This is a genomic window from Testudinibacter sp. P27/CKL/0425, assembly GCF_052931395.1.
Genome location: NZ_CM128801.1, coordinates 1,979,486 through 2,004,371, shown reverse-complemented (window position 1 = coordinate 2,004,371; position 24,886 = coordinate 1,979,486). Strand labels below are relative to the sequence as shown.

General features: G+C 46.5%; 22 protein-coding genes. 11 read left to right on the top strand and 11 right to left on the bottom strand.

Annotated elements, in window-relative coordinates:
• Positions 1–272: 272 nt before the first annotated feature.
• Positions 273–1,331, top strand: coding sequence for a porin OmpA (gene ompA / locus ACUHGC_RS09990; RefSeq protein ID WP_446833171.1), 1,059 nt, complete (start codon positions 273–275; stop codon positions 1,329–1,331).
• Between the two features lie 185 nt (positions 1,332–1,516).
• Positions 1,517–2,404, top strand: coding sequence for an IS256 family transposase, variant Zn-binding type (locus ACUHGC_RS09985; RefSeq protein ID WP_446834861.1), 888 nt, complete (start codon positions 1,517–1,519; stop codon positions 2,402–2,404).
• Positions 2,405–2,497: 93 nt separating this feature from the next.
• Here ACUHGC_RS09985 and cdd read toward each other — a convergent pair whose 3' ends face one another.
• The 4 genes from cdd to potA all read right to left on the bottom strand — a co-directional run bounded on the left by cdd (position 2,498) and on the right by potA (position 6,273).
• A complete protein-coding gene (gene cdd / locus ACUHGC_RS09980) occupies positions 2,498–3,418 on the bottom strand; it encodes a cytidine deaminase (protein ID WP_446833170.1) in 921 nt (306 codons plus the stop codon).
• A gap of 119 nt (positions 3,419–3,537) precedes the next feature.
• Positions 3,538–4,302: a spermidine/putrescine ABC transporter permease PotC gene (gene potC / locus ACUHGC_RS09975; protein ID WP_446833169.1), complete on the bottom strand. Its 765-nt coding sequence runs from the start codon at positions 4,300–4,302 to the stop codon at positions 3,538–3,540.
• Complete coding sequence (gene potB / locus ACUHGC_RS09970) at positions 4,302–5,162, bottom strand: spermidine/putrescine ABC transporter permease PotB (RefSeq protein ID WP_446833168.1); 861 nt, start codon at positions 5,160–5,162, stop codon at positions 4,302–4,304. Before potB ends, potC begins: the two co-directional genes overlap by 1 nt.
• Positions 5,143–6,273: a spermidine/putrescine ABC transporter ATP-binding protein PotA gene (gene potA, locus ACUHGC_RS09965; protein WP_446833167.1), complete on the bottom strand. Its 1,131-nt coding sequence runs from the start codon at positions 6,271–6,273 to the stop codon at positions 5,143–5,145. Before potA ends, potB begins: the two co-directional genes overlap by 20 nt.
• Positions 6,274–6,886: 613 nt before the next feature.
• On the opposite strand from potA, the gene ribH reads away from it, so the two are divergent.
• Genes ribH through ACUHGC_RS09940 form a run of 5 tightly spaced genes read left to right on the top strand, consistent with a single transcriptional unit; the run spans position 6,887 to position 9,982 of the window.
• Positions 6,887–7,360, top strand: coding sequence for a 6,7-dimethyl-8-ribityllumazine synthase (gene ribH, locus ACUHGC_RS09960; protein WP_446833166.1), 474 nt, complete (start codon positions 6,887–6,889; stop codon positions 7,358–7,360).
• Positions 7,361–7,375: 15 nt separating this feature from the next.
• Positions 7,376–7,792, top strand: coding sequence for a transcription antitermination factor NusB (gene nusB, locus ACUHGC_RS09955; RefSeq protein WP_446833165.1), 417 nt, complete (start codon positions 7,376–7,378; stop codon positions 7,790–7,792).
• A 51-nt stretch (positions 7,793–7,843) separates the two neighbouring features.
• Entirely contained in the window at positions 7,844–8,851 is a 1,008-nt protein-coding gene (gene thiL, locus ACUHGC_RS09950; protein ID WP_446833164.1) for a thiamine-phosphate kinase, read from the top strand.
• A complete protein-coding gene (locus ACUHGC_RS09945) occupies positions 8,848–9,339 on the top strand; it encodes a phosphatidylglycerophosphatase A family protein (RefSeq protein ID WP_446833163.1) in 492 nt (163 codons plus the stop codon). Before thiL ends, ACUHGC_RS09945 begins: the two co-directional genes overlap by 4 nt.
• A 10-nt stretch (positions 9,340–9,349) precedes the next feature.
• Positions 9,350–9,982 (top strand): LysE family transporter, encoded by a 633-nt coding sequence (locus ACUHGC_RS09940; RefSeq protein WP_446833162.1) that lies wholly within the window; start codon positions 9,350–9,352, stop codon positions 9,980–9,982.
• 186 nt (positions 9,983–10,168) lie between these two features.
• On the opposite strand, the gene dxs is transcribed toward ACUHGC_RS09940, so the two are convergent.
• Genes dxs through xseB form a run of 3 tightly spaced genes read right to left on the bottom strand, consistent with a single transcriptional unit; the run spans position 10,169 to position 13,210 of the window.
• Entirely contained in the window at positions 10,169–12,031 is a 1,863-nt protein-coding gene (gene dxs / locus ACUHGC_RS09935; RefSeq protein ID WP_446833161.1) for a 1-deoxy-D-xylulose-5-phosphate synthase, read from the bottom strand.
• A 35-nt stretch (positions 12,032–12,066) separates the two neighbouring features.
• On the bottom strand, positions 12,067–12,960 hold the full coding sequence (gene ispA / locus ACUHGC_RS09930) for a (2E,6E)-farnesyl diphosphate synthase (protein ID WP_446833160.1): 894 nt from the start codon (positions 12,958–12,960) through the stop codon (positions 12,067–12,069).
• A gap of 13 nt (positions 12,961–12,973) precedes the next feature.
• A complete protein-coding gene (xseB, locus tag ACUHGC_RS09925; protein WP_446833159.1) occupies positions 12,974–13,210 on the bottom strand; it encodes an exodeoxyribonuclease VII small subunit in 237 nt (78 codons plus the stop codon).
• 134 nt (positions 13,211–13,344) lie between these two features.
• Here xseB and thiI point away from each other — a divergent pair, with 134 nt between their 5' ends.
• Positions 13,345–14,793, top strand: a complete 1,449-nt coding sequence (thiI, locus tag ACUHGC_RS09920) for a tRNA uracil 4-sulfurtransferase ThiI (RefSeq protein ID WP_446833158.1) — start codon at positions 13,345–13,347, stop codon at positions 14,791–14,793.
• 201 nt (positions 14,794–14,994) lie between these two features.
• Here thiI and msrA read toward each other — a convergent pair whose 3' ends face one another.
• On the bottom strand, positions 14,995–15,513 hold the full coding sequence (msrA, locus tag ACUHGC_RS09915; RefSeq protein ID WP_446833157.1) for a peptide-methionine (S)-S-oxide reductase MsrA: 519 nt from the start codon (positions 15,511–15,513) through the stop codon (positions 14,995–14,997).
• Between the two features lie 236 nt (positions 15,514–15,749).
• Here msrA and topA point away from each other — a divergent pair, with 236 nt between their 5' ends.
• The 3 genes from topA (at position 15,750) to ACUHGC_RS09900 (ending at position 19,860) form a co-directional block, all read left to right on the top strand.
• Positions 15,750–18,359 carry a type I DNA topoisomerase gene (gene topA / locus ACUHGC_RS09910; protein ID WP_446833156.1) on the top strand — a complete coding sequence of 870 codons (2,610 nt, stop codon included), beginning with the start codon at positions 15,750–15,752 and terminating at the stop codon, positions 18,357–18,359.
• 247 nt (positions 18,360–18,606) lie between these two features.
• Positions 18,607–18,834 carry a cold shock domain-containing protein CspD gene (cspD, locus tag ACUHGC_RS09905; protein WP_446833155.1) on the top strand — a complete coding sequence of 76 codons (228 nt, stop codon included), beginning with the start codon at positions 18,607–18,609 and terminating at the stop codon, positions 18,832–18,834.
• Positions 18,835–18,972: 138 nt separating this feature from the next.
• On the top strand, positions 18,973–19,860 hold the full coding sequence (locus ACUHGC_RS09900) for an IS256 family transposase, variant Zn-binding type (protein WP_446834861.1): 888 nt from the start codon (positions 18,973–18,975) through the stop codon (positions 19,858–19,860).
• A gap of 66 nt (positions 19,861–19,926) precedes the next feature.
• Here the strand turns inward: ACUHGC_RS09900 and tdeA are convergent, their stop codons facing one another.
• The 3 genes from tdeA to ACUHGC_RS09885 are packed head-to-tail and all read right to left on the bottom strand — an operon-like array spanning position 19,927 to position 24,464.
• Entirely contained in the window at positions 19,927–21,306 is a 1,380-nt protein-coding gene (gene tdeA / locus ACUHGC_RS09895; RefSeq protein WP_446833154.1) for a toxin/drug exporter TdeA, read from the bottom strand.
• 8 nt (positions 21,307–21,314) lie between these two features.
• Positions 21,315–23,249, bottom strand: coding sequence for a MacB family efflux pump subunit (locus ACUHGC_RS09890; protein WP_446833153.1), 1,935 nt, complete (start codon positions 23,247–23,249; stop codon positions 21,315–21,317).
• A gap of 27 nt (positions 23,250–23,276) precedes the next feature.
• Positions 23,277–24,464 (bottom strand): efflux RND transporter periplasmic adaptor subunit, encoded by a 1,188-nt coding sequence (locus tag ACUHGC_RS09885; protein WP_446833152.1) that lies wholly within the window; start codon positions 24,462–24,464, stop codon positions 23,277–23,279.
• Positions 24,465–24,886 lie beyond the last annotated feature (422 nt).

Here is a 24,886-nt window from a genome sequence, read left to right as displayed (position 1 = left end):
TATCCAAATCGTGAGTTTTGTTAAATTATTGTTCGTTTTTTGGTAAAATTGATTAAAAAGTAAACTGAAATTGCGATTATTGGACTATTTAGGTTGATTTTAGCACAATTGCCCATAATAATAGGCACATACTCAGAGAGCATCCTTCAGGGAGATTTGGGTATAGGACAGTGAAATAGGGTATTTCTTCACTATGAATTGTTCGAATTAACCGATTATTTCCAACTAATATAGCAATCGGTAGAACTCAACTAAATGAAGAGGAATTTAAAATGAAAAAAACTGCAATTGCATTAGCTATCTCTGGCTTAGCATTAGCCACAGTAGCACAAGCAGCGCCACAAGCAAACACCTTCTATGCAGGTGCTAAAGCGGGTTGGGCATCTTTCCATGATGGTTTAACTCAATTTGAAAGCTTAAATGGCAAAGGTACTGGCCATGAGCGTAACTTCGTAACTTACGGTGTATTCGGTGGTTACCAAATCACTGATTACTTAGCGGTTGAGTTAGGTTATGATGATTTCGGACGTGCTAAAGTTAAATACAAAGGCAATGACATTGCCAAACATACTGCACACGGTACTCACTTAACATTAAAAGCCAGCTACCCAGTATTGACTGACTTAGATGTTTATGCACGTGTTGGTACTGCATTAGTTCGTTCTGACTATAAAGTTTATGATGGTCAATTCATCAACAATGGCTTAGAAGGTCGTCGTGGTCATGATTTGAGAGCATCAGCAGTATTTGCCGGTGGTTTAGAATATGCGATCCTGCCTTCTTTAGCATTGCGTGTTGAATACCAATGGTTGAACAACGTAGGTAAAAAATCTAACTCTTTAAGCACTGATTACCGTCCGGATATCGGTTCTGTTTCTGCGGGCTTAAGCTACCGTTTCGGTCAAGGCGTTGCTGCTGCACCTGAAATCGTAACTAAAAAATTCGCATTCAGCTCTGATGTTCTGTTTGATTTCAACAAATCAAGCCTGAAATCAGGTGCAGAACAAGCATTAGACGGCATGACTGCTGATGTTGCTCAATCTGCGTTAACTAATAACCCTAACTACAATGTAGCGGGTTACACAGACCGTATCGGTTCTGACGCGTACAACCAAAAACTGTCTGAAAGACGTGCTGAAACTGTCGCTAACTACTTAGTTTCTAAAGGCGTTGCTCAAACTAACGTAACTGCAGTCGGTTACGGTAAAGCGAACCCGGTTACCGGCAGCAACTGTGATGCAGTAAGCGGTCGTAAAGCGTTAATCGCGTGTTTAGCACCGGATCGTCGTGTAGAAGTTTCTGTACAAGGTGCTAAATCTATCGCAATGTAATCAATATTAATTGATTTCATCAGTTACTAAACCCGGCAAGTTTTGCTCATTTTATAAGCATTAATACGTAAAGGCATAGTAGACAAAAATGTGGCTGAAATCTCGCTTAATCCCTTATAGAATAAGGCGTTAAGTGAGATTTTTTAAAATGACCAAAAAATTGCTATTTCTGTGGTTCAGAACGCATTAAAAAACACGGTAAAAATTCAGGCAAGCAACGCTATAAATGCTTGGATTGTTTACGGACATATTCTCACACAAATTACCTTCAATCCGCCCAAATCTGGCACGATTACACCGTCGGAAAACAGACGTATAAGCAGCTTGCGTTAACCTATGATTGTTCGGTCAGGACTATCCAAAGGCACCTGAAAAAAGCCCCTAAAACGCCACTCAGCACACCGCAAACCACAATGTTGAATCTTATTATGGATGTCACTTTTTTCGGGCGACAATTCGGCGTATTAGTCATAATGGATTCCCGCTCAAAAAAGGTGATTTACCACCAAATCGTTCGTACCGAAAAGGACATTTACTATACCAAAGCCATCAATCGATTGCGTAAAAAAGGATTTATTATTCAATCTATTACTTGCGATGGGCGACGGGGCTTATTGAAAGATATATTTAATACGCCAACCCAAATGTGCCAATTTCACCTTGTTGCAATGGTGATTCGCAAGCTGACGAGAAACCCTAAATCCGTTGCCGGAAAGGAACTGAAAACAATGGTTAAAACACTCAAGCAGAGTCACAAAAATGACTTTTATGTCCGTTTGCATCACTGGTTTTTGCAGCATAAAGCTTACTTAGAAGAACGGTCTGATATACCCGATAATCAGGGTAAATTTCCTTATAAACATCGCAAATTGAGAGGGGCTTATGCCAGTATTAAACGCTATATGGATTACTTGTTTGTCTTTGAAAAATACCCGGAGTTACGGATAGAAAAAACGACAAATCGGCTGGAAGGGCTGTTTAAGGATTTAAAGCAGAAATTATCCGTTCATAATGGACTAAACCGAAGGAATAAGATTATGTTTATACAGGATTTTTTGAATAAAAAGAGCTAGAAAAACTAGCGCTTTAAGAGGAGTAGCCACAAAAATGTCTAATAGAAGCTTAGATCTCAAAATCAGCCACATTTTTGGCTACTATGCCGTAATTTATTCAATTTCAATATATTGTAATGGCAGCTTGCAGAGTGTGGCGAGCAACTGTTTTGCCATCACTTTTTGGTTGATGTTGGCTTTTTTCTCGATCAAAACCGCTCTTTTAATATTTTGCAGCTCGAAACCGTTTAAAATCAAATTATTAATCGCAACTTGCAACGCCGGTAGGCTTGGATTAAATGCCGCATTTTCAGCGTAGCTGCCGATGAAATAGAAATGATCTTCGGTTTCTAACGCCGCCCCGGCATAAGCGTGACTGTACGGCGCGTGGCTGATGTTAATCGCTTCAAGTGCGGTATCGATCAGCAAATCATCGGTATTCAGCAAACCGAAGCCATGATTGCGTGGCGTTAGCAGCAGCTCGGTCACGTTCAGATCTTTCGGTCCGAAGTGATTCGGCAGGTAGCTGTGCAGCGGATTATTTTTGCTTTTCGGCAAGTTAATCAGAAGACTTTCTGCGCTGTTGAGTTCGTTCATAAACTGGCGACAGTGTCCGCACGGTGCGTAATTAACCGAAATCTCCTGAATCCCGGTTTCGCCCTGCATCCAAGCATGGGCAATTGCACTTTGCTCGGCGTGAACGGTTTGCTGCATTCCGGTGTCGACAAACTCCATATTGGCGCCAAAATAAAAATTCCCGCTGGAGCCTATGGCAATCGCACCGACATAAAAGCGAGAAATCGGCGCGAGCGAGTAGGCGGCGGCAATCGGCAATAGCGCGATCGAAAGTGATTGCGCGCTCAACTCAAATTTATGACACAGATGTTGTACCGTAAAGTGCGGTAGGCGACCGACAAAGCGTTGTTCGGTCAGAATAGTCAGCATGGTTTTCGCCAATTCTTGGTCAGCTAATTTGGCACAGGCTGACCGCACTTTTTCAGAAATATGTGATTTAGAGTGATAATGATTAGGCATGAGAAACCCTCCATAAATAACACGCCGTGAACTGAAGTTACTATATGCCATAATAAAAAAAAGATCCTCTAAAGAAGACCTTTTTTGTGAGATTAATCAAGTAACCAATTAATAATTGGCTATTTTTTGCGTCCGATCAGCAAACTGAGGGTGACTAACACCAATGACATTAAAATCATAATGGTTGCCAGTGCGTTGACTTCCGGTGTAACGCCGGTTTTCACCATGGAGAAAATCTTCAACGGCAGCACTTCATAGCTCACACCGGTCACGAATGAGGATACGACCACATCATCAAGCGAAATAGTGAAGCTCAGCAACCAGCCGGAAACAATCGCTGGTAAGGCCAATGGCAGAATAATTTTGCCTAAAATCGTCAATTCACTTGCACCTAAGTCTTTGGCTGCTTCCAACATTTTGACATCAAAGCCTTTCAAACGTGACAGAATCGTCACCACCACATAAGGTAAGCAAAAAGTGATATGCGCCAGCAGTAACGAGCTGAAACCCAATTTGATGCTGAACATCATAAATAGTGCCAACAATGAAACCGCCATCACGATATCCGGCGACATCATCACGATAAACAGCATGCCGCCGACGAATTTTTTGCCGCGGAACGTGTAGCGATATAGGGCAATGGCGGTTAAACCGCCGATAATCGTGGCAAATGTGGCAGCAAAAAAGGCGATGGTTACCGAGTGTACGGCGGCTTGAATCAGGGTGTCATTATTGAACAGCCGTTCATACCAGCTCCAGCTAAAGCCTTTCCACGTTAAACCATAGCGGTCGGCGTTGAAAGAATTGACCACCAGAATGATAATCGGTATATACAAATAGGCATATACCACAAACATAAAACCACTGCGTAGTAAACGACCCATTATTCCAACTCCGGTTTTTTATTCAATAACTTACCTGCACGGTAATAAACATATAACAACAATGCCATTAAGATCGTCAAACCGATGCTGATTGCCGAACCGAACGGCCAGTTACGCGACACCAAAAATTCACTCTTAATCACGTTACCGACTAACAACACTTTCGCACCGCCTAACAGATCGGCAACATAGAACATGCCCATCGCCGGCAGCAGCACCAATAAACAGCCGGCAATAATCCCCGGCATGGTGAGTGGCAGAATAATTCGGATAAAGCGTTGCACGGTGCCCGCACCCAAATCTTTAGCGGCTTCCAGCAGGCGACCGTCCAGTTTTTCAATCGCAGAGTAGAGCGGCAGAATCATAAACGGCAGCAAGATATACACCAAACCGATAATCACTGCCACTTCAGTGTTAATAATTCGAATTGGCGTATCAATAATTCCTAACGAAACTAGGGTATTATTCAACACCCCGCGCACGCCAAGGAAAATTTTCATGCCATAAATCCGAATCAGCGAGTTGGTCCAGAACGGCAAAATCACCATAAACAGCAAAATCGGGCGATATTTGCTCGGCAATTTGGCGATCATAAACGCAAACGGATAGCCGATCAGCAAACAGATAATGGTGGCAAGCCCCGACATATACAGCGAGTTCCACATCACCTGTGCATACAGCGGATCAAACAGTCGTTTGTAGCTGTCGAGTGAAAAAGTAAAATCGATCAGATTACTGGTATCACGGGTTAAAAAACTCGTGCCTAGCACCAACACATTGGGGACCAATACAAAAAAGATCAGCCACCCAAAGATCACGGCAATCGTGATATTCTGAAAATTACGCGTTGTGATTTTCATGGCTTTCTTCGTCTTCCAATACAACTTCCCAACTTTCGACCCAGGTGATCGCCACTTTTTGGTTCAGCGAGTGATCCACATCCGGATCATCTTCGTTAAAGAATTCACTGATCAGCACCATTTTGCCGCTGTTCAGTTCAATCGTGGATTCCAGTGTCATGCCTTTATAATTGCGCTCACGCACATAACCGACGATGCCGTTGACCGCTTCGGTTTCGTTCACTTCTTCCAAACGCAAATCTTCAGGACGCAGCAACACTTTCAATTTGCTGCCCGGTTTAACGCTCTGTTTGGCATAAATTTCACAGATTCGCCCTTCAACATTGGCTTTCAGACGTTTTTCGTCCAGACGTTCGATCACATCGGCATCAAAAATATTGATTTCGCCGATGAATTGCGCCACAAACAGATTGTTCGGCTCTTCATAGATTTCACGCGGTGTGCCGTCTTGTTGCAGTTTACCGGCACGCAATACGATAATCCGATCCGACATGGTCAAGGCTTCTTCTTGATCATGGGTAACGAAAATAAAGGTGATGCCCAATTTACGCTGCAAGGCTTTTAATTCATTTTGCATCTGCTTGCGCAAATTGTAATCCAGTGCGGACAGCGATTCGTCCAGTAACAGCACTTTCGGCTTGTTGACTACCGCTCTTGCAATAGCGACACGTTGCTGTTGACCGCCCGACAGTTGCGCCGGTTTGCGATCGGCAAACTCTTCGAGTTGAACCATGCACAGCGCTTCTAACACGCGCGGTTTAATTTCGCTGTTCGGTACTTTTTGCATTTTCAGCCCGAAAGCCACATTCTCAAAAATACTCAAATGCGGAAACAACGCATAACTTTGAAACACGGTATTCACCGGACGCTGTTCGGCAGGCACATTGCTGATGTCTTGCCCGTCCAGAATAATTTGCCCGCCGTTCAATTCCTCAAAACCGGCAATCAAGCGCAGAATGGTAGTTTTACCACAACCGGACGGCCCTAAGATGGTGATAAATTCGCCATGATTAATCGACAAGTTAAAATCATTGATGATGGCTTTGCCGTCATACTCTTTGCGGATTGATTTCAGTTCAATCACCGGTTTCGCTTTAGCAATGCTGTTCACTAGCTTTGTTTTCCTCCCAAATCATAACTTTTGGTTATGATAGACATGGTGTGTTAATCGTTAAAAAATCGGCGTAAGAATACCATATTTAGTTTATAGATTGAAAAGAGAAATTGCCCGATTTGGCTAAAAAACCGCACTTTGGTTTTTTATTATCTTACCTTGTTAACTTGATTGTAGAGGCGGATTGCATATCCGCCCGTTTGCGAATGCGATGTCCGCACATTTGTCGTGTGCGGTGGGGTTGTATTTTCCCTCCCCCAGCCTTCGGCAGCCCCCTCCGTACACGGAGAGGGCGAAGCAAATTTTATTGCTTATAATTGATGATAGGCATGATTTTCTCCCCTTTTGTAAACGGAAAGGGTGAAGAAAGCGTTATTACTCATAGTTTAGTGGAATACCCAATTTTCTCTCCTTCCGCGTGCGGAGGGAAATGCCCGAAGGGCAGAGGGAGGGAATATTTCATGCCTGTAGTAAATACAGTATCGACAGCCGATAAAAAAGATATTGATAGCAACTCGTGCAAACATCAAAATCAGCTGAATTAAATCAAATAGTGTGATAGAATCCGCCGTCGAAATTCGCAAACATGATAGTTATCACAAGGTAGATTATGAAAATTTTAGAAGGTGCAGTGGCTGCGCCAAATGCCAAAGTTGCGGTGGTTATCGCACGCTTTAACAGCTTTATCAACGAAAGCCTGCTGGAAGGCGCAATTGATGCATTGAAACGTATCGGGCAGATCAAAGACGAAAACATCACCCTGGTGCGAGCGCCGGGTGCTTATGAATTACCATTGGTGGCGCGCCGCCTTGCCGACAGCAAAAAATTTGATGCGATTGTCGCACTCGGCACCGTGATTCGTGGCGGCACAGCGCATTTTGAATATGTGGCCGGCGAAGCCAGCAGCGGTTTGGGGCAAGTCGCCATGCAGGCGGAAATTCCGGTTGCTTTCGGTGTGTTGACTACCGAAAACATCGAACAAGCCATTGAACGTGCCGGCACAAAAGCAGGCAACAAAGGCGCGGAAGCGGCGTTGGTTGCTTTGGAAATGATCAATCTGCTCAACGAAATTGACAACGCATAATTAACGGGGTGAAAAATGAGTAAAGTATCACCTCGCCGTCGCGCGCGTGAATGTGCGGTACAGGCATTGTATTCTTGGTCGGTCTCTAAAAATGAGCTTGCCGATGTGGAATTGGCGTTCATCACCGATCAAGAAATGAAAGGCGTGGATATGCCGTACTTCCGCAAATTATTACAGGGTAGTGCGGAACATTGCGAAGATTTGGAACAAATCTTGGCACCGCACTTGGATCGCAGTACTGGCGAATTAGATCCGATTGAAAAAGCGATTTTATTAATGGCGGCGTTTGAGCTGAAATATCAGGCGGATGTGCCGTATAAAGTGGTGATCAACGAAGCGATTGAAGTGGCGAAAGTGTTCGGTGCGGAAGAGAGCCATAAATACATCAACGGCGTGCTCGACAAATTAGCCCCGGCTTTGAATCGTAAATAACATTAGCAAAGACATTCCGTTTCTAAACCGAAAAGTGCGGTAGGAGGTAGCGTGGAACAGCAACAAAATAGTGAGTTTGACATTATCCGTCAATATTTTAATGCTTCCAACCGAGCGCCGCGCAAAGACGTGTCTTTGGCAATTGGCGATGATTGTGCTATCACCGAAATCAAAGCCAATCAACGCTTGGCGATCACCACCGATACGCTGGTTGAAGGCATTCACTTTTTTGCCGATATTTCCCCTGCCGATTTAGCGTATAAAGCCCTCGCTGTCAATCTGAGCGATTTGGCGGCAATGGGCGCGGAACCGGCTTGGGTCAGCTTGGCGCTAACCTTGCCGAAAGTCGATCATCAATGGTTAGCCGAATTTAGCCGCAGTTTTTTTGATGTGCTCGATCACTATAATGTGGATCTCATCGGTGGCGACACCACCAAAGGTCCACTGTCAATTACGCTGACCGCCCACGGTTTATTGCCGCGTGACAAGGCGCTGTGCCGGCATGGCGCGGAAAAGGGCGACTGGATTTATGTCACCGGTACGCTGGGTGACAGTGCGGCAGGTTTACACTTGTTACAGCAAAAATCCGCATCATCAACTTTCAGCCAAAACGAATCTTATTTAATCGAGCGTCATCTGCGCCCGACACCGCGCGTGTTATTAGGGCAGACCATCGCTCCTTATGCCAGTGCCGCGATTGATATTTCCGACGGACTGCTGGCGGATCTATCACATATTTTAAATCGTAGTCATGTTGGTGCCAGTCTGAAATTGGAAACACTGCCGCTTTCTCCTCAATTGCTTGAGGTATTCGGGCAAGAACAGGCGGAAAAATTTGCGTTAATCGGCGGTGAAGACTATGAATTGTGCTTTACGGTCGCCGATAAGAATAGTACAAAGCTAGAGCGGGCGTTAACTCATATCGGGGTTGATTATACTTGTATCGGTCAGATCCGCAGTAAAAAAGTTGGTAATAGAATCCGGGCAAAACGCGCAGGCGAGAAAGTGGAATTACCGTCTTGCCAAGGGTTCGACCATTTTCAGGAAACGCAAGCATGAATGAAAAACAGCTTGCTTTAACGAAAGTCCGCTTGCGCAATCCAATCCATTTTTTAGCTTTAGGCTTCGGATCAGGCTTGATTTCTCCAGCTCCCGGAACTTGGGGCTCGTTGGCAGGCTGGCTGCTTGGCATCGCATGGCTCTCGGTTTTTTCGCCGCTATCGTTGCTACTTGTCGCGATTCTCGGCTTTGCCATTGGCATTTATCTGTGCGAAAAAACCTCGCACGATATGGGTGTGCATGATCACGGCGCGATTGTGTGGGACGAAATTGTGGCGATTTGGCTGGTGCTGGCGCTACTTCCGTCCTCCGGCTGGCTGTGGTATCTCGGCGCGTTTTTAGCATTCCGTCTATTTGACATCACAAAACCTTACCCAATCAGCTATTTTGATCGGCGCTTAACCAACGGCTTCGGCATTATGGTCGATGACATCTTGGCGGCTATTTATAGCGTGCTGTTGTTGTGGCTAATCAGCCTGTTTTATTGAGATTTAAACCGTGTTATTTGCCAAACTCTTTATTATCCATCTGTTTGCTCTGGCTAGTCCGGGGCCGGATTTTTTCTTTGTGATCCGCAAAGCGATTGCGGAAAATCAACGAAGTGCGCTATTTGGCATTATCGGGATTGTATTAGGGCTGGTGATTTGGCTGAGCGCCAGTTTATTGGGACTAGCGATTCTGTTTAAACTCTATCCACCGATAGAAATTGTGATTTTGTTGCTGGGTGGCGGCTATTTGAGCTACCTCGGCTATTTAATGTTAAACGTGCGTAGCAATATTGATATGCGTCAGATTAATGCAACGGGTGACGGCAGTGTGCCACATTCCGACTGGGCACATTTGCGCCAGGGTTTTTTAGTGAATTTATCTAACCCGAAAGCGATTATTTATTTCAGTGGTATTTTTTCATTACTGGTCGGCAGTTTGACCAATCATTGGCAAATCGGCTTGATTGCGGTGATGATTTTGGCAGAAAGTTTTCTCTATTTTTATATCGTATCGCGGATTTTTTCGTCGCCACAGGTGAAATCATTTTACTTTAATTACAGTCGCTATATTGATAATCTCTCCGGGCTGGTGTTTATCGGCTTCGGTCTATTTTTAATCTATAGTGCCTTCCAATTGCTCTAACCGCACTTCAGAAAAAGAAAAACCCGATACTCAACAGTGAAATATCGGGGGAGGTCTTACAATAAGTAAAATGTAAAAAGACAACTGCATTTGCAGTGCACTAGCATTAACTAAGACTGACCAGTGGGTAAAAAGTTCACAAAAATCGCAAATTTTTTTATTTTTCTTCGCTTTTTATCATTTTCATCATAGTGCCGCTGAAATGCGTTGCTGAATACCGGCGGCGTCTAATTGCAAATCCGCCAGAATTTCAGCTTGTTCGCCTTGCGGCAGGAAATAATCCGGGAAGCCGAGTTGCAGCAATGGCGGCACCGCTATTTTTTTGCTGACGGCTAATTGATTCAAATATTCCGCAACCGCACTTCCGGCGCCGCCTTGAACAGCATTGTCTTCCAAGCTGACCAACAGCGAGCATTCCGCTGCGAGGGCTTCAATTCGCGCCTGATCGAGCGGTTTAACAAAGCGCATATCGATCACCGTGGCATTCAGAGCTTCAGCGGCACTGACCGCACTTGGTAATAACGTACCGAAATTCAAAATCGCCACCTTTTCCCCTTGGCGGATCAGCTTGGATTGCCCCAACGGAATCTCCGCCAATGGTTGCAGCTCACAGCCTGTTCCTGAGCCGCGCGGGTAGCGCACTGCCGCCGGGCTTTCCAATTGATAGCCGGTGTAGAGCAGTTGGCGGCATTCGTTTTCATCACTTGGTGTCATGATCACCATATTCGGAATGCAACGCAAAAAGCTGATGTCGAAAGCGCCTTGGTGGGTTTGCCCGTCTGCGCCGACAACACCGGCACGATCGATAGCAAACAGCACCGGCAGATTCGGAATCGCCACATCGTGAATCACCTGATCGTAGGCGCGTTGCAAAAAGGTGGAATAAATCGCGACAACCGGTCGATAACCACCAATCGCCAAACCGGCGGCGAAAGTGACCGCGTGCTGTTCGGCAATCGCCACATCAAAATATTGTTCAGGGAAACGGTTGGAAAACTCCACCATGCCCGAACCTTCACGCATCGCCGGCGTGATCCCGGCAAGGTTGTCATCCAAACTTGCCATTTCACACAACCAGTCACCGAAAATTTTTGAATAGCTTGGAATGTCGGCTTTGCTTTTCGGCAATTTGCCGAGGCTCGGATCAAATTTCGGCACGCCGTGGAATCCGATCGGATCTTGCTCGGCGGGCGCGTAGCCCTTGCCTTTCTTGGTCATAATATGCAAAAACTGCGGGCCTTTCAGGTTGCGCATATTTTTTAAAGTGGAAACCAATTCATCAACATTGTGCCCGTCGATCGGCCCGATATAGTTAAAGCCTAACTCCTCAAACAGCGTGCCGCCCGGCGAGACGAAACCTTTGACGTGCTCCTCGGTTTTTTTCACAAATTCTTTAATCGGTGGCAAGCCGGACAGAATTTTTTTACCGCCTTCGCGAATCGAGGAGTAGAACGAACCGGACAGCAAGCGTGCCAAGTGGTTATTCAACGCGCCGACATTTTCCGAGATCGACATTTCGTTATCGTTTAAAATCACCAGCATATCGGTGTGCATCGCACCCGCGTGGTTCATTGCCTCGAACGCCATGCCGGCGGTGATAGCGCCATCACCGATCACACATACGGTTTTGCGACCGGCATGCTCTTTTTCCGCGCCGATGGCAATGCCTAATCCGGCGCTGATCGAAGTGGAGGAGTGCCCGACAGACAATGCGTCGTATTCGCTTTCTTCACGCCACGGGAAAGGGTGCAGCCCGCCTTTTTGGCGAATGGTGTGCATTTTTTGGCGGCGACCGGTCAAAATTTTATGCGGATACGCCTGATGCCCGACATCCCAAATCAGTTGGTCAAACGGGGTTTGATAGACATAGTGCAGCGCCACGGTCAGTTCCACCGTGCCTAAGCCCGAGGCTAAATGTCCGCTGCTGCGGCTGACGGAATCCAGCAGAAAGCTGCGCAATTCATCGCACAGTTGCGGCAATTGATCGCGGTTTAATAAACGCAGATCGTCCGGGGTTTGGATTGAAGATAAAATCGGATAATTTTGCATAGTTAAAATAAATCGTTAAATAGTCAAAGTGCGGTTTAGTTATTTCGTTGCACAATATAATCAGCCAGTTGTAACAGCGGCGCAGTGTCGAATGGCAGCCCTTGCAGCTCGGCTTTGGCTTCGGCGACCAATTGCTGCGCTTTTTGCTGCGCGCCTTCCAAACCTAATAATTTAGGATAAGTGCTTTTATCCAACGTTAAATCCGAACCGGCATTCTTGCCCAGTGTGACACTGTCACCGGTTAAATCTAAAATATCATCTTGCACCTGAAACGCCAGCCCGATAGCTTGTGCGTAGCGCACCAAACGGCCGCGCAGGGCGTTATCCTGATAATGCGGCGAACAGAGCTGCCCCATTTCCACCGCGGCGGTGATTAAGGCGCCGGTTTTGTTGCGGTGGATTTTTTGCAGAAAATCCAAGCTGACCGCACTTTGCTCGGCAAGCAGATCCAAACTTTGCCCCAAGCACATTCCTTGCCCGCCGGAGGTAACCGCTAAGGTTTTAATCAATTCCACTTTTTGTTCCGCATGAATTTGCGGAATTCGGCTCAAGCATTCAAACGCAAAGGCTTGCAGCGCATCGCCTGCCAAAATGGCGGTCGCTTCATCGTATTCGATATGGCAGGTTTTCTTCCCGCGGCGCAAAGTGTCGTCGTCCATTGCGGGCAGATCATCGTGAATCAATGAATAACTGTGCACCGCTTCAATTGCCGCTGCGGCATAATCCAACACTGCTAAATCGGCTTGCAACATGGTTCCGCAGCGATAAACCAAAAACGGACGCAGCCGTTTGCCGCCGAGCAAAATCCCGTAGCGCATCGCGTCCGCCAGTGGTGCAGGGGCGCTGTCAAAGGCTTGCAGTTGCTGCTGCAAAAAGCCGTTCACCCGCTTGCGCAGCTGTTGCAAATCGTCAGAAAAAGCGTAATTCATTCTGTTCCTATCGTTATTCGTCGTAATCCGCCAATGGCGCAACCGCACTTTTTTCTAACAAAATCTGCACCCGCTGTTCGGCTTTTTGCAGCCGCTGCTGACCTTGTTGTGCCAATTTAATGCCTTTTTCAAATTCACTTAACGCGTCTTCCAGCGGCAAATCGCCCGATTCCAAACGCGAAACAATCGCCTCTAATTGTGAAAGCGTTGATTCAAAATCAGTTTTTTTGGTCGTGCTGTTTTTTTCCATTTTATGTTCTTCTTTACAATGAAGTGATAAACGGCATATTGTACTTCAGATTCAATTTGTTGTCGGTGTTTTTTTATGAATTTCGTGTACAATGTCGCTAAATTTTTCTTTACCTACAATCTTAATCCATATTTATGAAATTTATTATTAAACTTTTTCCCGAAATCATGATTAAAAGTGATTCGGTGCGTAAGCGCTTTATCAAAATTCTCACCGGCAATATCCGCAATGTGCTAGCCAAACACGATGAAACCGTGGCAGTGGTGCGCCACTGGGACTACATTGAAGTGCGTAGCAAAGATCATATCAAGCGCGAATTGCTGCTTGCCTATTTGCAGCAAACGCCGGGGATTCACCATATTTTAGAGGTGGAAGACACGCCGTTTAGCTCGCTACACGATATTTTCGAACAAACGCTGCAAGCCACCCGCAGCCAGCTGGAAAACCGCACTTTTTGCGTGCGGGTGCGGCGTAAAGGCAAACATGAGTTCAGTTCGCTCGACGTGGAACGTTATGTCGGCGGCGGTTTGAATCAGCAAATTGAAAGCGCTAAAGTGAAGTTGAGCAAGCCCGATGTGACGGTGCGGATTGACATTGAAGACGATCACATGATGTTGATTAAACAACGCCACGCCGGATTAGGAGGCTATCCGATCGGCACGCAGGAAGATGTACTGTCGCTGATTTCGGGCGGCTTTGACTCGGGGGTATCAAGTTATATGTTGATTCGTCGCGGTTCGCGCGTGCATTACGGCTTTTTCAATTTAGGCGGTGCGGCGCATGAAATCGGGGTGAAGCAGATGGCATATCACATCTGGCAACGCTACAGTTCTTCGCACAAAGTGCGGTTTGTGGCGATCAATTTCGAGCCTGTGGTAGCGGAAATTCTGGAAAAAGTCGACAACGGACAAATGGGCGTAGTGCTGAAGCGCATGATGGTGCGCGCCGCTTCGAAAGTGGCGGAGCGTTTCGGCATTCAGGCGATTGTCACCGGCGAAGCGTTGGGGCAGGTGTCCAGCCAAACACTAACCAATCTGCGTTTGATTGACGAAGCGTCAGAAGCGCTGGTATTGCGCCCACTGATCACTCACGATAAAGAGCAGATTATCGAGCTGGCAAAGCAGATCGGCACTGACGACATTGCCAAATCAATGCCGGAATTTTGCGGCGTGATCTCGAAAAATCCGACCGTGAAAGCGATTAAAGCCAAAATTGAAAGCGAAGAGCTGAATTTTGATTTTGCGGTGTTGGAAAGTGCGGTCAGCAATGCGCAATATCTGGATATTCGCCAAATCGGCGAGCAGACCGATCAACAAGTGCAGGAAGTGGAAACTTCGGCAGTGGTGGGCGAAAACGAGGTAGTAATCGACGTGCGTAGCCCGGATGAAGCGGAAGACAAGCCTTTACAGCTGGCAGGCAAAACGCCGTTACAAATCCCGTTCTACAAGCTGGCAACCGCGTTTGCCGGTTTGGACGCGAATAAAACCTATCTGTTGTACTGCGATCGCGGTGTGATGAGCAAACTGCAAGCGCTGTATCTGCAGCAACAAGGTTATCGCAATGTGAAAGTATTGCGGTTTTAGTCATGAATTGATAGCAACTGTGTTTGCTATATTATTATGAAATAAAATATCGCACAGCCTCCCTCTGCCCTTCGGGCATCTCCCTCCGCACGCGGAGGGAGGGAAGTTTATATCATTAATAAAGACCTTTCGCCCTCTCCGTTTACGGAGGGGGCTGCCGAAGGCTGGGGGAGGGTGTTTGCGATGTCCATCAAGTGTACATTACCGCTTCCACAACCCCTCAAATTCCACTTTCGCTTTCAGATATTTCGGTGCAACCACCATGCTGCAATAGCCGGTGTTCGGATTCTGTTTGAAATAGCCCTGATGATATTCTTCCGCCGGATAGAATGTTGTGACAGGGCTGATTTTCGTCACAATCGGCACATCAAAGTGCGGTTTCAAGTCGGCTATTGCCTGTTCGGCGAGCTGTTTCTGCGTGTCATCGAGATAGAAAATCTCGCTGCGGTATTGTGTGCCGATGTCGTTGCCTTGGCGGTTCAGCTGGGTTGGATTATGAATGCTGAAGAAAATATCCAACAGCGTTTGATAGCTGATGATGTTCGGATCGAACTCGATTTTCACCGCTTCAGCGTGTCCGGTGTCGCAGACTTGGCGATAGCTTGGGTTTTCGGCGTGTCCGCCGATATAACCGGAGACCGCACTTTGCACGCCGTTGATTTGATTATAGACCGCTTCGATACACCAAAAGCAGCCGCCGGCCAAAATTGCAGTTTGCATAGTTTGATTCTCCTTCTATTATCTGTCTTTATTATAGTCCAGTCGGTTTATTGTGAGTGAAAGTGCGGTCGAACACAAGTCGGAAGTGCGGTTTGGCTGGGTGGAAAGCGGGCGCGAATTCGGCGGATTGTGCAATCGGCTATTGTAATCCGCGGCAAACCTTGTTATTGTCACCGCATTTTATAGGTCTTACTCAAGATAAGTAGAAAAAAATTCAGCAACCTGATAGGAATAAAATGAGTAAATCATTAGTAATTGTAGAGTCCCCGGCAAAAGCAAAAACCATTAATAAGTACCTGGGGAAAGATTATGTGGTGAAATCCAGCGTCGGGCATATTCGTGACCTGCCGACCGCCGGTTCTTCCACCGGCGAGAAGCGCAAAGCGGTGTCGACCAAAGGCATGAGCGCGGAAGAAAAAGCCAGTTTGAAGGAGAGCCGTGATCGCGAAGCGTTGGTGAAACGCATGGGGATCGACCCGTATCACGGTTGGGAAGCCAATTATCAAATTCTGCCCGGCAAAGAAAAAGTGGTTGCCGAATTGAAGTCGCTGGCAAAAAAAGCCGACCATATCTATCTCGCAACCGACTTGGATAGAGAGGGAGAAGCGATCGCTTGGCACTTGCGTGAAGTGATTGGCGGCGAAGATGCGCGCTACAGCCGTGTGGTGTTTAATGAAATAACCAAAAATGCGATTAAAAATGCGTTTGAAAAGCCGGAACAACTGAATTTAGATCGCGTAAATGCGCAGCAAACCCGCCGTTTTCTTGATCGGGTGGTGGGCTTTATGGTTTCGCCGCTATTATGGAAAAAAGTCGCCAGAGGGCTTTCTGCCGGGCGGGTGCAATCGGTTGCAGTGAAGTTGTTGGTGGAGCGCGAGCGCGAAATTAAATCGTTCGATCCGAAAGAGTATTGGGAAGTGGCGGTCGAAACCAAAACCGCACAACAGCAGCAAATCCGTTTAGACGTTACCCAACTGAACGGCAAAAAATTCGAGCCGATTAACCAGCAGCAAGCCGATAGTGCGGTTGCCGCGTTGCAACGCGCTGATTATCTGGTCAGCGGTTTAGAAACTAAACCGACCAGCTCACGCGCCAAAGCCCCGTTTATCACTTCGACATTACAGCAAGCGGCGAGTACTCGCCTGAGCTTCGGGGTGAAAAAAACCATGATGTTGGCACAGCGTTTATATGAAGCGGGCTATATCACTTATATGCGTACCGATTCGACCAATTTAAGCCAGGATGCGCTGAACATGGCGCGCAGCTACATTGAAAAGCAATTCGGCAAAGAATATCTGCCGGAAAAACCAAATTTCTATTCCAGCAAGCAAAATGCGCAAGAGGCGCATGAAGCGATTCGCCCGTCGGATGTGGCGGTGAAAGATAAAGATCTCAACGGCATGGATAAAGATGCGGTGCGGTTATACGACTTAATCTGGCGCCAATTTTTAGCCTGCCAAATGCCGGCGGCACAATATGATTCCACCACGCTCACGGTGCAGGCGGGCGATTACGAATTGAAAACCAAAGGGCGGATTTTGCGCTTTGACGGTTGGACCAAAGTGTTGCCGATTTTAGGCAAAACTGCGGAAGATCAGGTGTTGCCACAAGTGGCACTGAATGAAAAACTGAATTTAGAGCAAGTGCTGCCGCAACAACACTTTACCAAACCGCCGGCGCGTTATACCGAAGCGGCATTGGTGCGCGAATTGGAAAAACGCGGCATCGGGCGTCCGTCAACGTATGCGGCGATCATTTCGACTATTCAAGATCGCGGCTATGTGCGAGTGGAAAATCGCCGTTTCTATGCCGAGAAAATGGGCGAAATCGTGACTGATCGCCTCAATCAATCGTTCAGCGAATTGATGAATTATGATTTTACCGCCAACATGGAAGATCAGCTCGACCAAATCGCCAACGGCAATGCCAACTGGAAAACCGAATTAAATCAGTTCTTCAGCGACTTCTCGGAAAAATTGAGCAAAGCGGAATTAGACGAGCTGGAAGGCGGTATGAAGCCGAACAGCTTGGTGGAAACCGAGATCAAATGCCCGACTTGCGGGCGCAATATGGCGATTCGCACCGCCAGCACCGGCGTGTTCTTGGGCTGTAGCGGTTATGCGTTGCCGCCGAAAGAGCGCTGTAAAACCACGATTAACCTGATTCCGGAAGCGGAACTGTTAAATGTGTTAGACGACGATTCGGAAACCGATGCGTTGCGTAAGCGTAAACGTTGCCCGAAATGCCACACCGCAATGGACAGCTATCTGATTGACGGACAGCGCAAACTGCATATTTGTGGTAACAACCCGAATTGCGACGGACACATTATTGAGCAGGGCACGTTTAAGATTAAAGGCTATGACGGTCCGGTGGTGGAATGTGACAAGTGCGGTGCGGATATGCACTTAAAGCAGGGGCGTTTCGGCAAATACATGGGTTGCACCAATTGTAGCAACACACGCAAAATTTTGAAAAACGGCGAAGTCGCACCGCCGAAAGAAGATCCGGTGGCATTCCCAGAGTTACCGTGTGAAAAATCCGATGCCTATTTTGTGTTGCGTGACGGTGCCAGCGGCGTATTTATGTCGGCACATAACTTCCCGAAATCGCGTGAAACCCGCGCGCCGTATGTCGAGGAGTTGGTGCGGTTTAAAGATCGCTTGCCGGAAAAATTCCACTATTTAACCGAAGCGCCAACGGTGGATGCCGACGGCAATAAAACCATTGTGCGCTTTAGCCGCAAGGAAAAACGCCAGTACATCACTTCGGAGAAAGACGGCAAAGCCACCAAATGGATCGCGGATTATGTCGGCGGAAAATGGGCGGTTCGTGGAAAATCTTAATTGCATAGGTTCAAGAAAAGCAAAAATGGGTAAAAACTGAAGGAAAGAGAGGGCTACCTCTCTTTTTTTTACACTTCTCAGCCAAGTGAATGATAATATTGCATTAAATTTTGTGATCTGGTACATACTTTTCTAGTTTAGTGATTGCATATTAGGCTAATTTATTTAAGTATAACAACAGGTTGACCTGGTGCCGTAAACTAAGGTTAGCCTTGATAGCCGGGTCATCAAGAAATGAGGTTGCAAAATGCATATCGGAACAGTTAAATGGTTTAACAACGCAAAAGGATTTGGGTTTATTGCTGAGGATGGTGGGGTGGAAGATATTTTCGTACACTACTCAGTAATTGAAATGGATGGTTACCGCTCTTTGAAAGCCGGTCAAAAGGTTCAATTTGAAGCGATCCACGGCGACAAAGGCTCTCATGCCACGAAAATTATCCCGGTGCCACTAGAGCAAAATCCAACCCCTTAATTTGATTCAGATTTAGGTAATGAAAGGCATAGTAGACAAAAATGTGGCTGAAATCTCGCTTAATCCCTTATAGAATAAGGCGTTAAGTGAGATTTTTTAAAATGACCAAAAAATTGCTATTTCTGTGGTTCAGAACGCATTAAAAAACACGGTAAAAATTCAGGCAAGCAACGCTATAAATGCTTGGATTGTTTACGGACATATTCTCACACAAATTACCTTCAATCCGCCCAAATCTGGCACGATTACACCGTCGGAAAACAGACGTATAAGCAGCTTGCGTTAACCTATGATTGTTCGGTCAGGACTATCCAAAGGCACCTGAAAAAAGCCCCTAAAACGCCACTCAGCACACCGCAAACCACAATGTTGAATCTTATTATGGATGTCACTTTTTTCGGGCGACAATTCGGCGTATTAGTCATAATGGATTCCCGCTCAAAAAAGGTGATTTACCACCAAATCGTTCGTACCGAAAAGGACATTTACTATACCAAAGCCATCAATCGATTGCGTAAAAAAGGATTTATTATTCAATCTATTACTTGCGATGGGCGACGGGGCTTATTGAAAGATATATTTAATACGCCAACCCAAATGTGCCAATTTCACCTTGTTGCAATGGTGATTCGCAAGCTGACGAGAAACCCTAAATCCGTTGCCGGAAAGGAACTGAAAACAATGGTTAAAACACTCAAGCAGAGTCACAAAAATGACTTTTATGTCCGTTTGCATCACTGGTTTTTGCAGCATAAAGCTTACTTAGAAGAACGGTCTGATATACCCGATAATCAGGGTAAATTTCCTTATAAACATCGCAAATTGAGAGGGGCTTATGCCAGTATTAAACGCTATATGGATTACTTGTTTGTCTTTGAAAAATACCCGGAGTTACGGATAGAAAAAACGACAAATCGGCTGGAAGGGCTGTTTAAGGATTTAAAGCAGAAATTATCCGTTCATAATGGACTAAACCGAAGGAATAAGATTATGTTTATACAGGATTTTTTGAATAAAAAGAGCTAGAAAAACTAGCGCTTTAAGAGGAGTAGCCACAAAAATGTCTATTTGCTATAGCATCTCTCGCTGAAATCAGCGTTGATATTTCCCCGCCATGCTTTGATAAATCGCATTTTCATAACGCAGTAGATCATATTTTGCCTGCAAAATGCTCAATTCGGAATTTTGTTCGGTTGCAAGTGCCGCCAGCCAATCTTTCATTCCCGCCACACCGGCGTTGTATTGTAAACGGTATGTATTGCTGATATTGCGATCATAACGGTATTTCTGATTCAGATTTTGATAGCTTTTTTGCGCCAATTGATAAGCATTGTAGTTGGCATCAATTTCATTCAGCGCACTGGTGATCCCTTGCTGGAAATTCAGCTTCGCGGTTTCATAAGCGGCCTCGGAAATTTTTACATTCCACTTCACTCGATTCCAATCCAAGAATGGCAAATTAATGCTGATATTGCCGGCGGTCAGCGGTACATCAAACATATTATTGGTTGCCGTACCGGAAGTTTTTAAACTGGCGCCAAGCGTCACACTCGGATACCAGCTTTTTTCCATTGCGTTCAGGTCTGTAAATGACGAAGTTAAGCGATATTGGTAGGCTTTCAAATCCGGACGGTTGGCAATGGTCGAAAGCGGCACATTCAGATTCACACTCTGTAAATTCAGGGTTTTCAGATTAATCGCGTTAAAGCCCAAACTTTGTTGCGGCTGTAAATTCAGCAGGTTGCGCAGGGTGGTTTCAGCGGTTTGCAGCTGGGATTGGTAACCAATCAGTTGGTTTTCGGCGGACAATACCGCTTGTTTCGCCTGATCGGCGTCTAGTTGCAGGGTGATCCCTTGAGTTGCCTGATTTTGGCTGATTTGTCCGATCTGCTTATAAGTGCGGATATTGGCTTTCATCACCTCAATTGCCTGGTTGAGATAGGCAATTTGGTAATACGCGCTGATCACATTGTTAATCAGCGTGAGTTTAGCCGCTTCCAAATCCTGCTCGGTCGCTTGGTGTTCCCACTCGGCAGCATTGGCACTGTCGGCAAGGCGACGCCATAGATCGACGGTGTAGCTGATTCCGGCGGCAGCGCTATAAGTGTGTGAGGTCACACCGCTGGCGGTATTTTTCTGCACTTCGCCGCCGACACTGCCGCTGAAAGTCGGCACTAAATCCGCGCCAAGCAAATTGGCGTTATATAATGCGCGATTAACGTTGATCGCGCTTTTTGCCAAGTCCAGATTATTGGCAAGTGCGGTTTCGATTAAGCGGTTAAGCTGGGCATCGTTATATTGCGTCCACCAATTCGGATTAATTTGATATTGTTCGGTTAATTGTTGGTATTCCCCGAACTGCTGCATTTCCTGTTGATAGCTTTGCTGCTGCCCGTTGGTGGCGCAAGCGCTTAAAAATGCTGTGGCAAGCAGGGCTGTGGCAGTGCGGCGAAAATTGACGGTTAACATCATGGTAAAACTTATTCCCTTGAAAGTGCGGTTATCGGATTTAGCTGAGAGGCATTTTTAGCAGGTAAAAAGCCGAAAATCAAGCCGATTAATGTCGAACAGATCACTGCGGCGACAATTGAGAACGCCGAAAAAATCATGGTGAAATCTGTCATAAAGTAGTTAAACAGCGTGCCGATAATATACGACAACAAAATGCCGACCAAGCCGCCGATCACACAAATCAGCGTCGCTTCAATCAAAAATTGCTGCAAAATATTCGACTGACGTGCGCCGACCGCCATTCTGACGCCGATCTCTTTGGTGCGCTCGGTGACGGAAACCAGCATGATATTCATCACTCCGATTCCGCCGACAATCAGTGAGATCAAGGCAATCGACGAAATCAACAGTTTCATCACGTTGGTGGTGCTTTCAATCGTCTGTTTAATCGTGTCGGTGTTCATCACAAAAAAGTCTTTTTTGCCGTGCCGCGCAGTCAAAAGTTGGGTCAAATTTTTCTCCGCCACTTGGGTGTTGACGTCATTTTTGACTTTTACCGTAATCGAATCAATGGTTCTTTCCCCGGAAATTTTGTTCATCGCGGTGGTATATGGCAGCCAAATATTCAGACTGCTGGACGGCATACCCATATTATTGCTGGTGGCGGCAACACCGATAATTTTTAACGGTTTTTTATCGATCATGATAATTTGCCCGATCGGCGATTTAGCTTGAAACAGTTCGCGCTGGGTGTTTTCATCAATCACCGCCACTTGTGCGCTGTTTTTGACATCATCCAAAGTGAAAATTTGCCCTTGTTTTAAGGTTAGCCCTTTCACGTTAAAAAACTGATCGCCCACGCCGCGCGCTTGTGCGGTCAGTGCTTGGCTGCCGTAAGTTAACGTGCCGCTGACCGCGCTGTTCGGGGTTGCGCTTTTGATATAATGCTGTTTGGCAAGAATCTCGGAATCTTGAATCGTCAGATTTTTGGTGCGATTCGCGCGCCGATCGCCAAAACCGGTGCCGTTATAAATATCCATGGTGTTAGTGCCCATCGCGTTAATATTGGCGAGGATTTTTTGTTGCGAGCCATTGCCGATCGCCACCACGCACACCACCGAAGTGATGCCGATAATAATTCCGAGCATGGTCAGCAGCGAGCGTATTTTGTGGGCTAAAATCGCATTCACCGACATTTTAAACGATTCGATCAGCTGATCTTTAATTTGGCTCAGGCGGTTTTTCTTGATCGCAGCGCTCGGCTGCTTTTCGACGATTTGATCGCCGCGACGGGTGTCGTTGATAATTCGCCCGTCTTTGATTTCAATCACTCGATTGGCATAGTTGGCAATGTCTTTATCGTGGGTCACCAAAATAATGGTATGCCCCTCACGGTGCAGATCCTGCAAAATTTGCATCACCATCAGACCGCTGTTTGAATCCAGCGCGCCGGTCGGTTCGTCTGCCAAAATAATATCGCCGCCGTTCATCAACGCACGTGCGATACTGACGCGTTGCTGCTGCCCGCCGGACAATTGATTCGGCTTGTTATACAGCTTGTCGCCGAGATTCAATTTCTCCAGTAATTCTTTCGCTTTCGCCAAACGCTGATCGTGCGGCAAACCGGCATAAACTGCCGGCAGGGCAACATTTTCCAGTGCATTGAGTGCCGACAGCAGGTTGTAGCGTTGGAAGATAAATCCGAATTTTTTCTGGCGTAAATCCGACAGTTGATCGCGTGACAGCGGTGAGGTTTCGGTGCCGTCAATTTTATATGAGCCGCTGCTGGCGGTGTCTAAGCAGCCCAAAATATTCATCAGGGTCGATTTGCCGGAGCCGGAAGTCCCCATGATCGCGATAAAATCGCCTTTTTTAATTTCAAGATTAATCTCTTTCAGGATATGAACCTGATTTTCTCCGCTGCCGAAGGATTTATTCAGTTGACTGACTTCAATAATGTTCATCGCTGTGCCGTTTCCTTAAAGTGCGGTTTACAGGCGCATCCGCACATTGCCGCTGTTGCCGACCGATTCCCCTTGGCGCATTTCGCCGGTGATCACCTTGTCGCCTTCTTGCAAGCCGGAACGAATTTCAGTATTCACGCCGTCGCTGATGCCGATTTCCACCTCGCGGTTCTCCACTTGGTTATCGGCGGTCAACACTCGCACGCTATGGCGTTCGCCGTTTTTTTGCACCGCCATGCTGGAAACCGAGAGGGCATTATCGCTGTGGGCAATGGTGATGGTATTTTGCGTGGTCATGCCGATGCGCAGCTGTTCGTCTTGGTTATCCACCAAAATATTGGCATAGAAATATACCGCGCTGCTGTCGCTGGAGGATTCGCTGTATTCGTTGTCGGTCAGGGTAGTCAATGCCGGATCGATCGACACAATTTCGGCATGATAAACCGCATTCGGATCGGCAAGCGTGGTGAAGGTCACTTTCATACCCGCGCTGACTTTGGTGATGTCGCCTTCGGAAATTTCGGCCTTAATCAGCATTTTGCTTAAATCGGCAATCTGCACGATAGTCGGCGCGGTTTGATTGGCATTGACGGTTTGCCCCTCGGAAACCGGAATGGAAATCACAGTGCCGTCGATCGGCGCTAAAATTTTGGTGTAGCCTAAATTGGTTTGTGCGGTAGTGACCGAAATTTCCGCCTGTTTAATCGAGGCTTCCAATTGGCTGATCGTCGATTTGGCATTGGCAAGATTCACCGCCGCCGTTTCGAGGCTGTCTTGGGTGGCAGATTTTTGTTTATGCAAACGGTTAATCCGATCATAGGACGATTGCATCGCAGTCAGTGAGGCTTGCGCCGCTTTTAATTGTGCCTGATACGAAGTGAGCTGAGACTGTGCGCTGCTTAAGGCATCCACTTGAGTTTTTGAATCAATCTCTGCCACCAAATCGCCTTTTTTCACCTTTTGCCCTAAGCTCACATGGATTCGAGTGAGCTGCCCGGAAACCTGCGCCCCCACTTGCACCCGATTATTACTGCGCACAGTCCCGGTGGCGATTACGCTGTTTGCCAAAGTTTGCCGACTGACATTTTCGGTCAGGTAAGTGGTTTTGTTATCGGCACTATTACGGCTTTGATAATAATAGTACCCGCCGAAAAGCAGCCCAAGAACGACAACTGCCGTTGCAATCGGTTTCAGTTTATTGGTTTTCATCTTCATTCGGAATATCTGTGTTGGAATAATGGAATTTTTACGAATGCGGCTACTATAACATTAATTTCTTAAGAATTACTTAATCATTCTGACAAGCGGCGGGGCAAGTGCGGTTTGTGCTGGGCTGGAAAGCCCAGCCTATGCGATCTGATTAAAATAGTATGTTATACCTCCCCCAGCCTTCGGCAGCCCCCTCCGTAAACGGAGAGGGCGAAAGAGATTTTTTGTCCATTATTGGTGATATATATGATTTTCTCTCCCTCCGCCTGCGGAGGGAGATGCCCGAAGGGCAGAGGGAGACAGTACGATATTTATTAGTAAAGACAGTTGTTATAATTTGAGCGAACCTCACACTGCTATGGGTTTTGTTCTGCTGTCAAACAGTGTAGAATAGACAAATTTTATAAAGAACAGCCTATTATTTATTT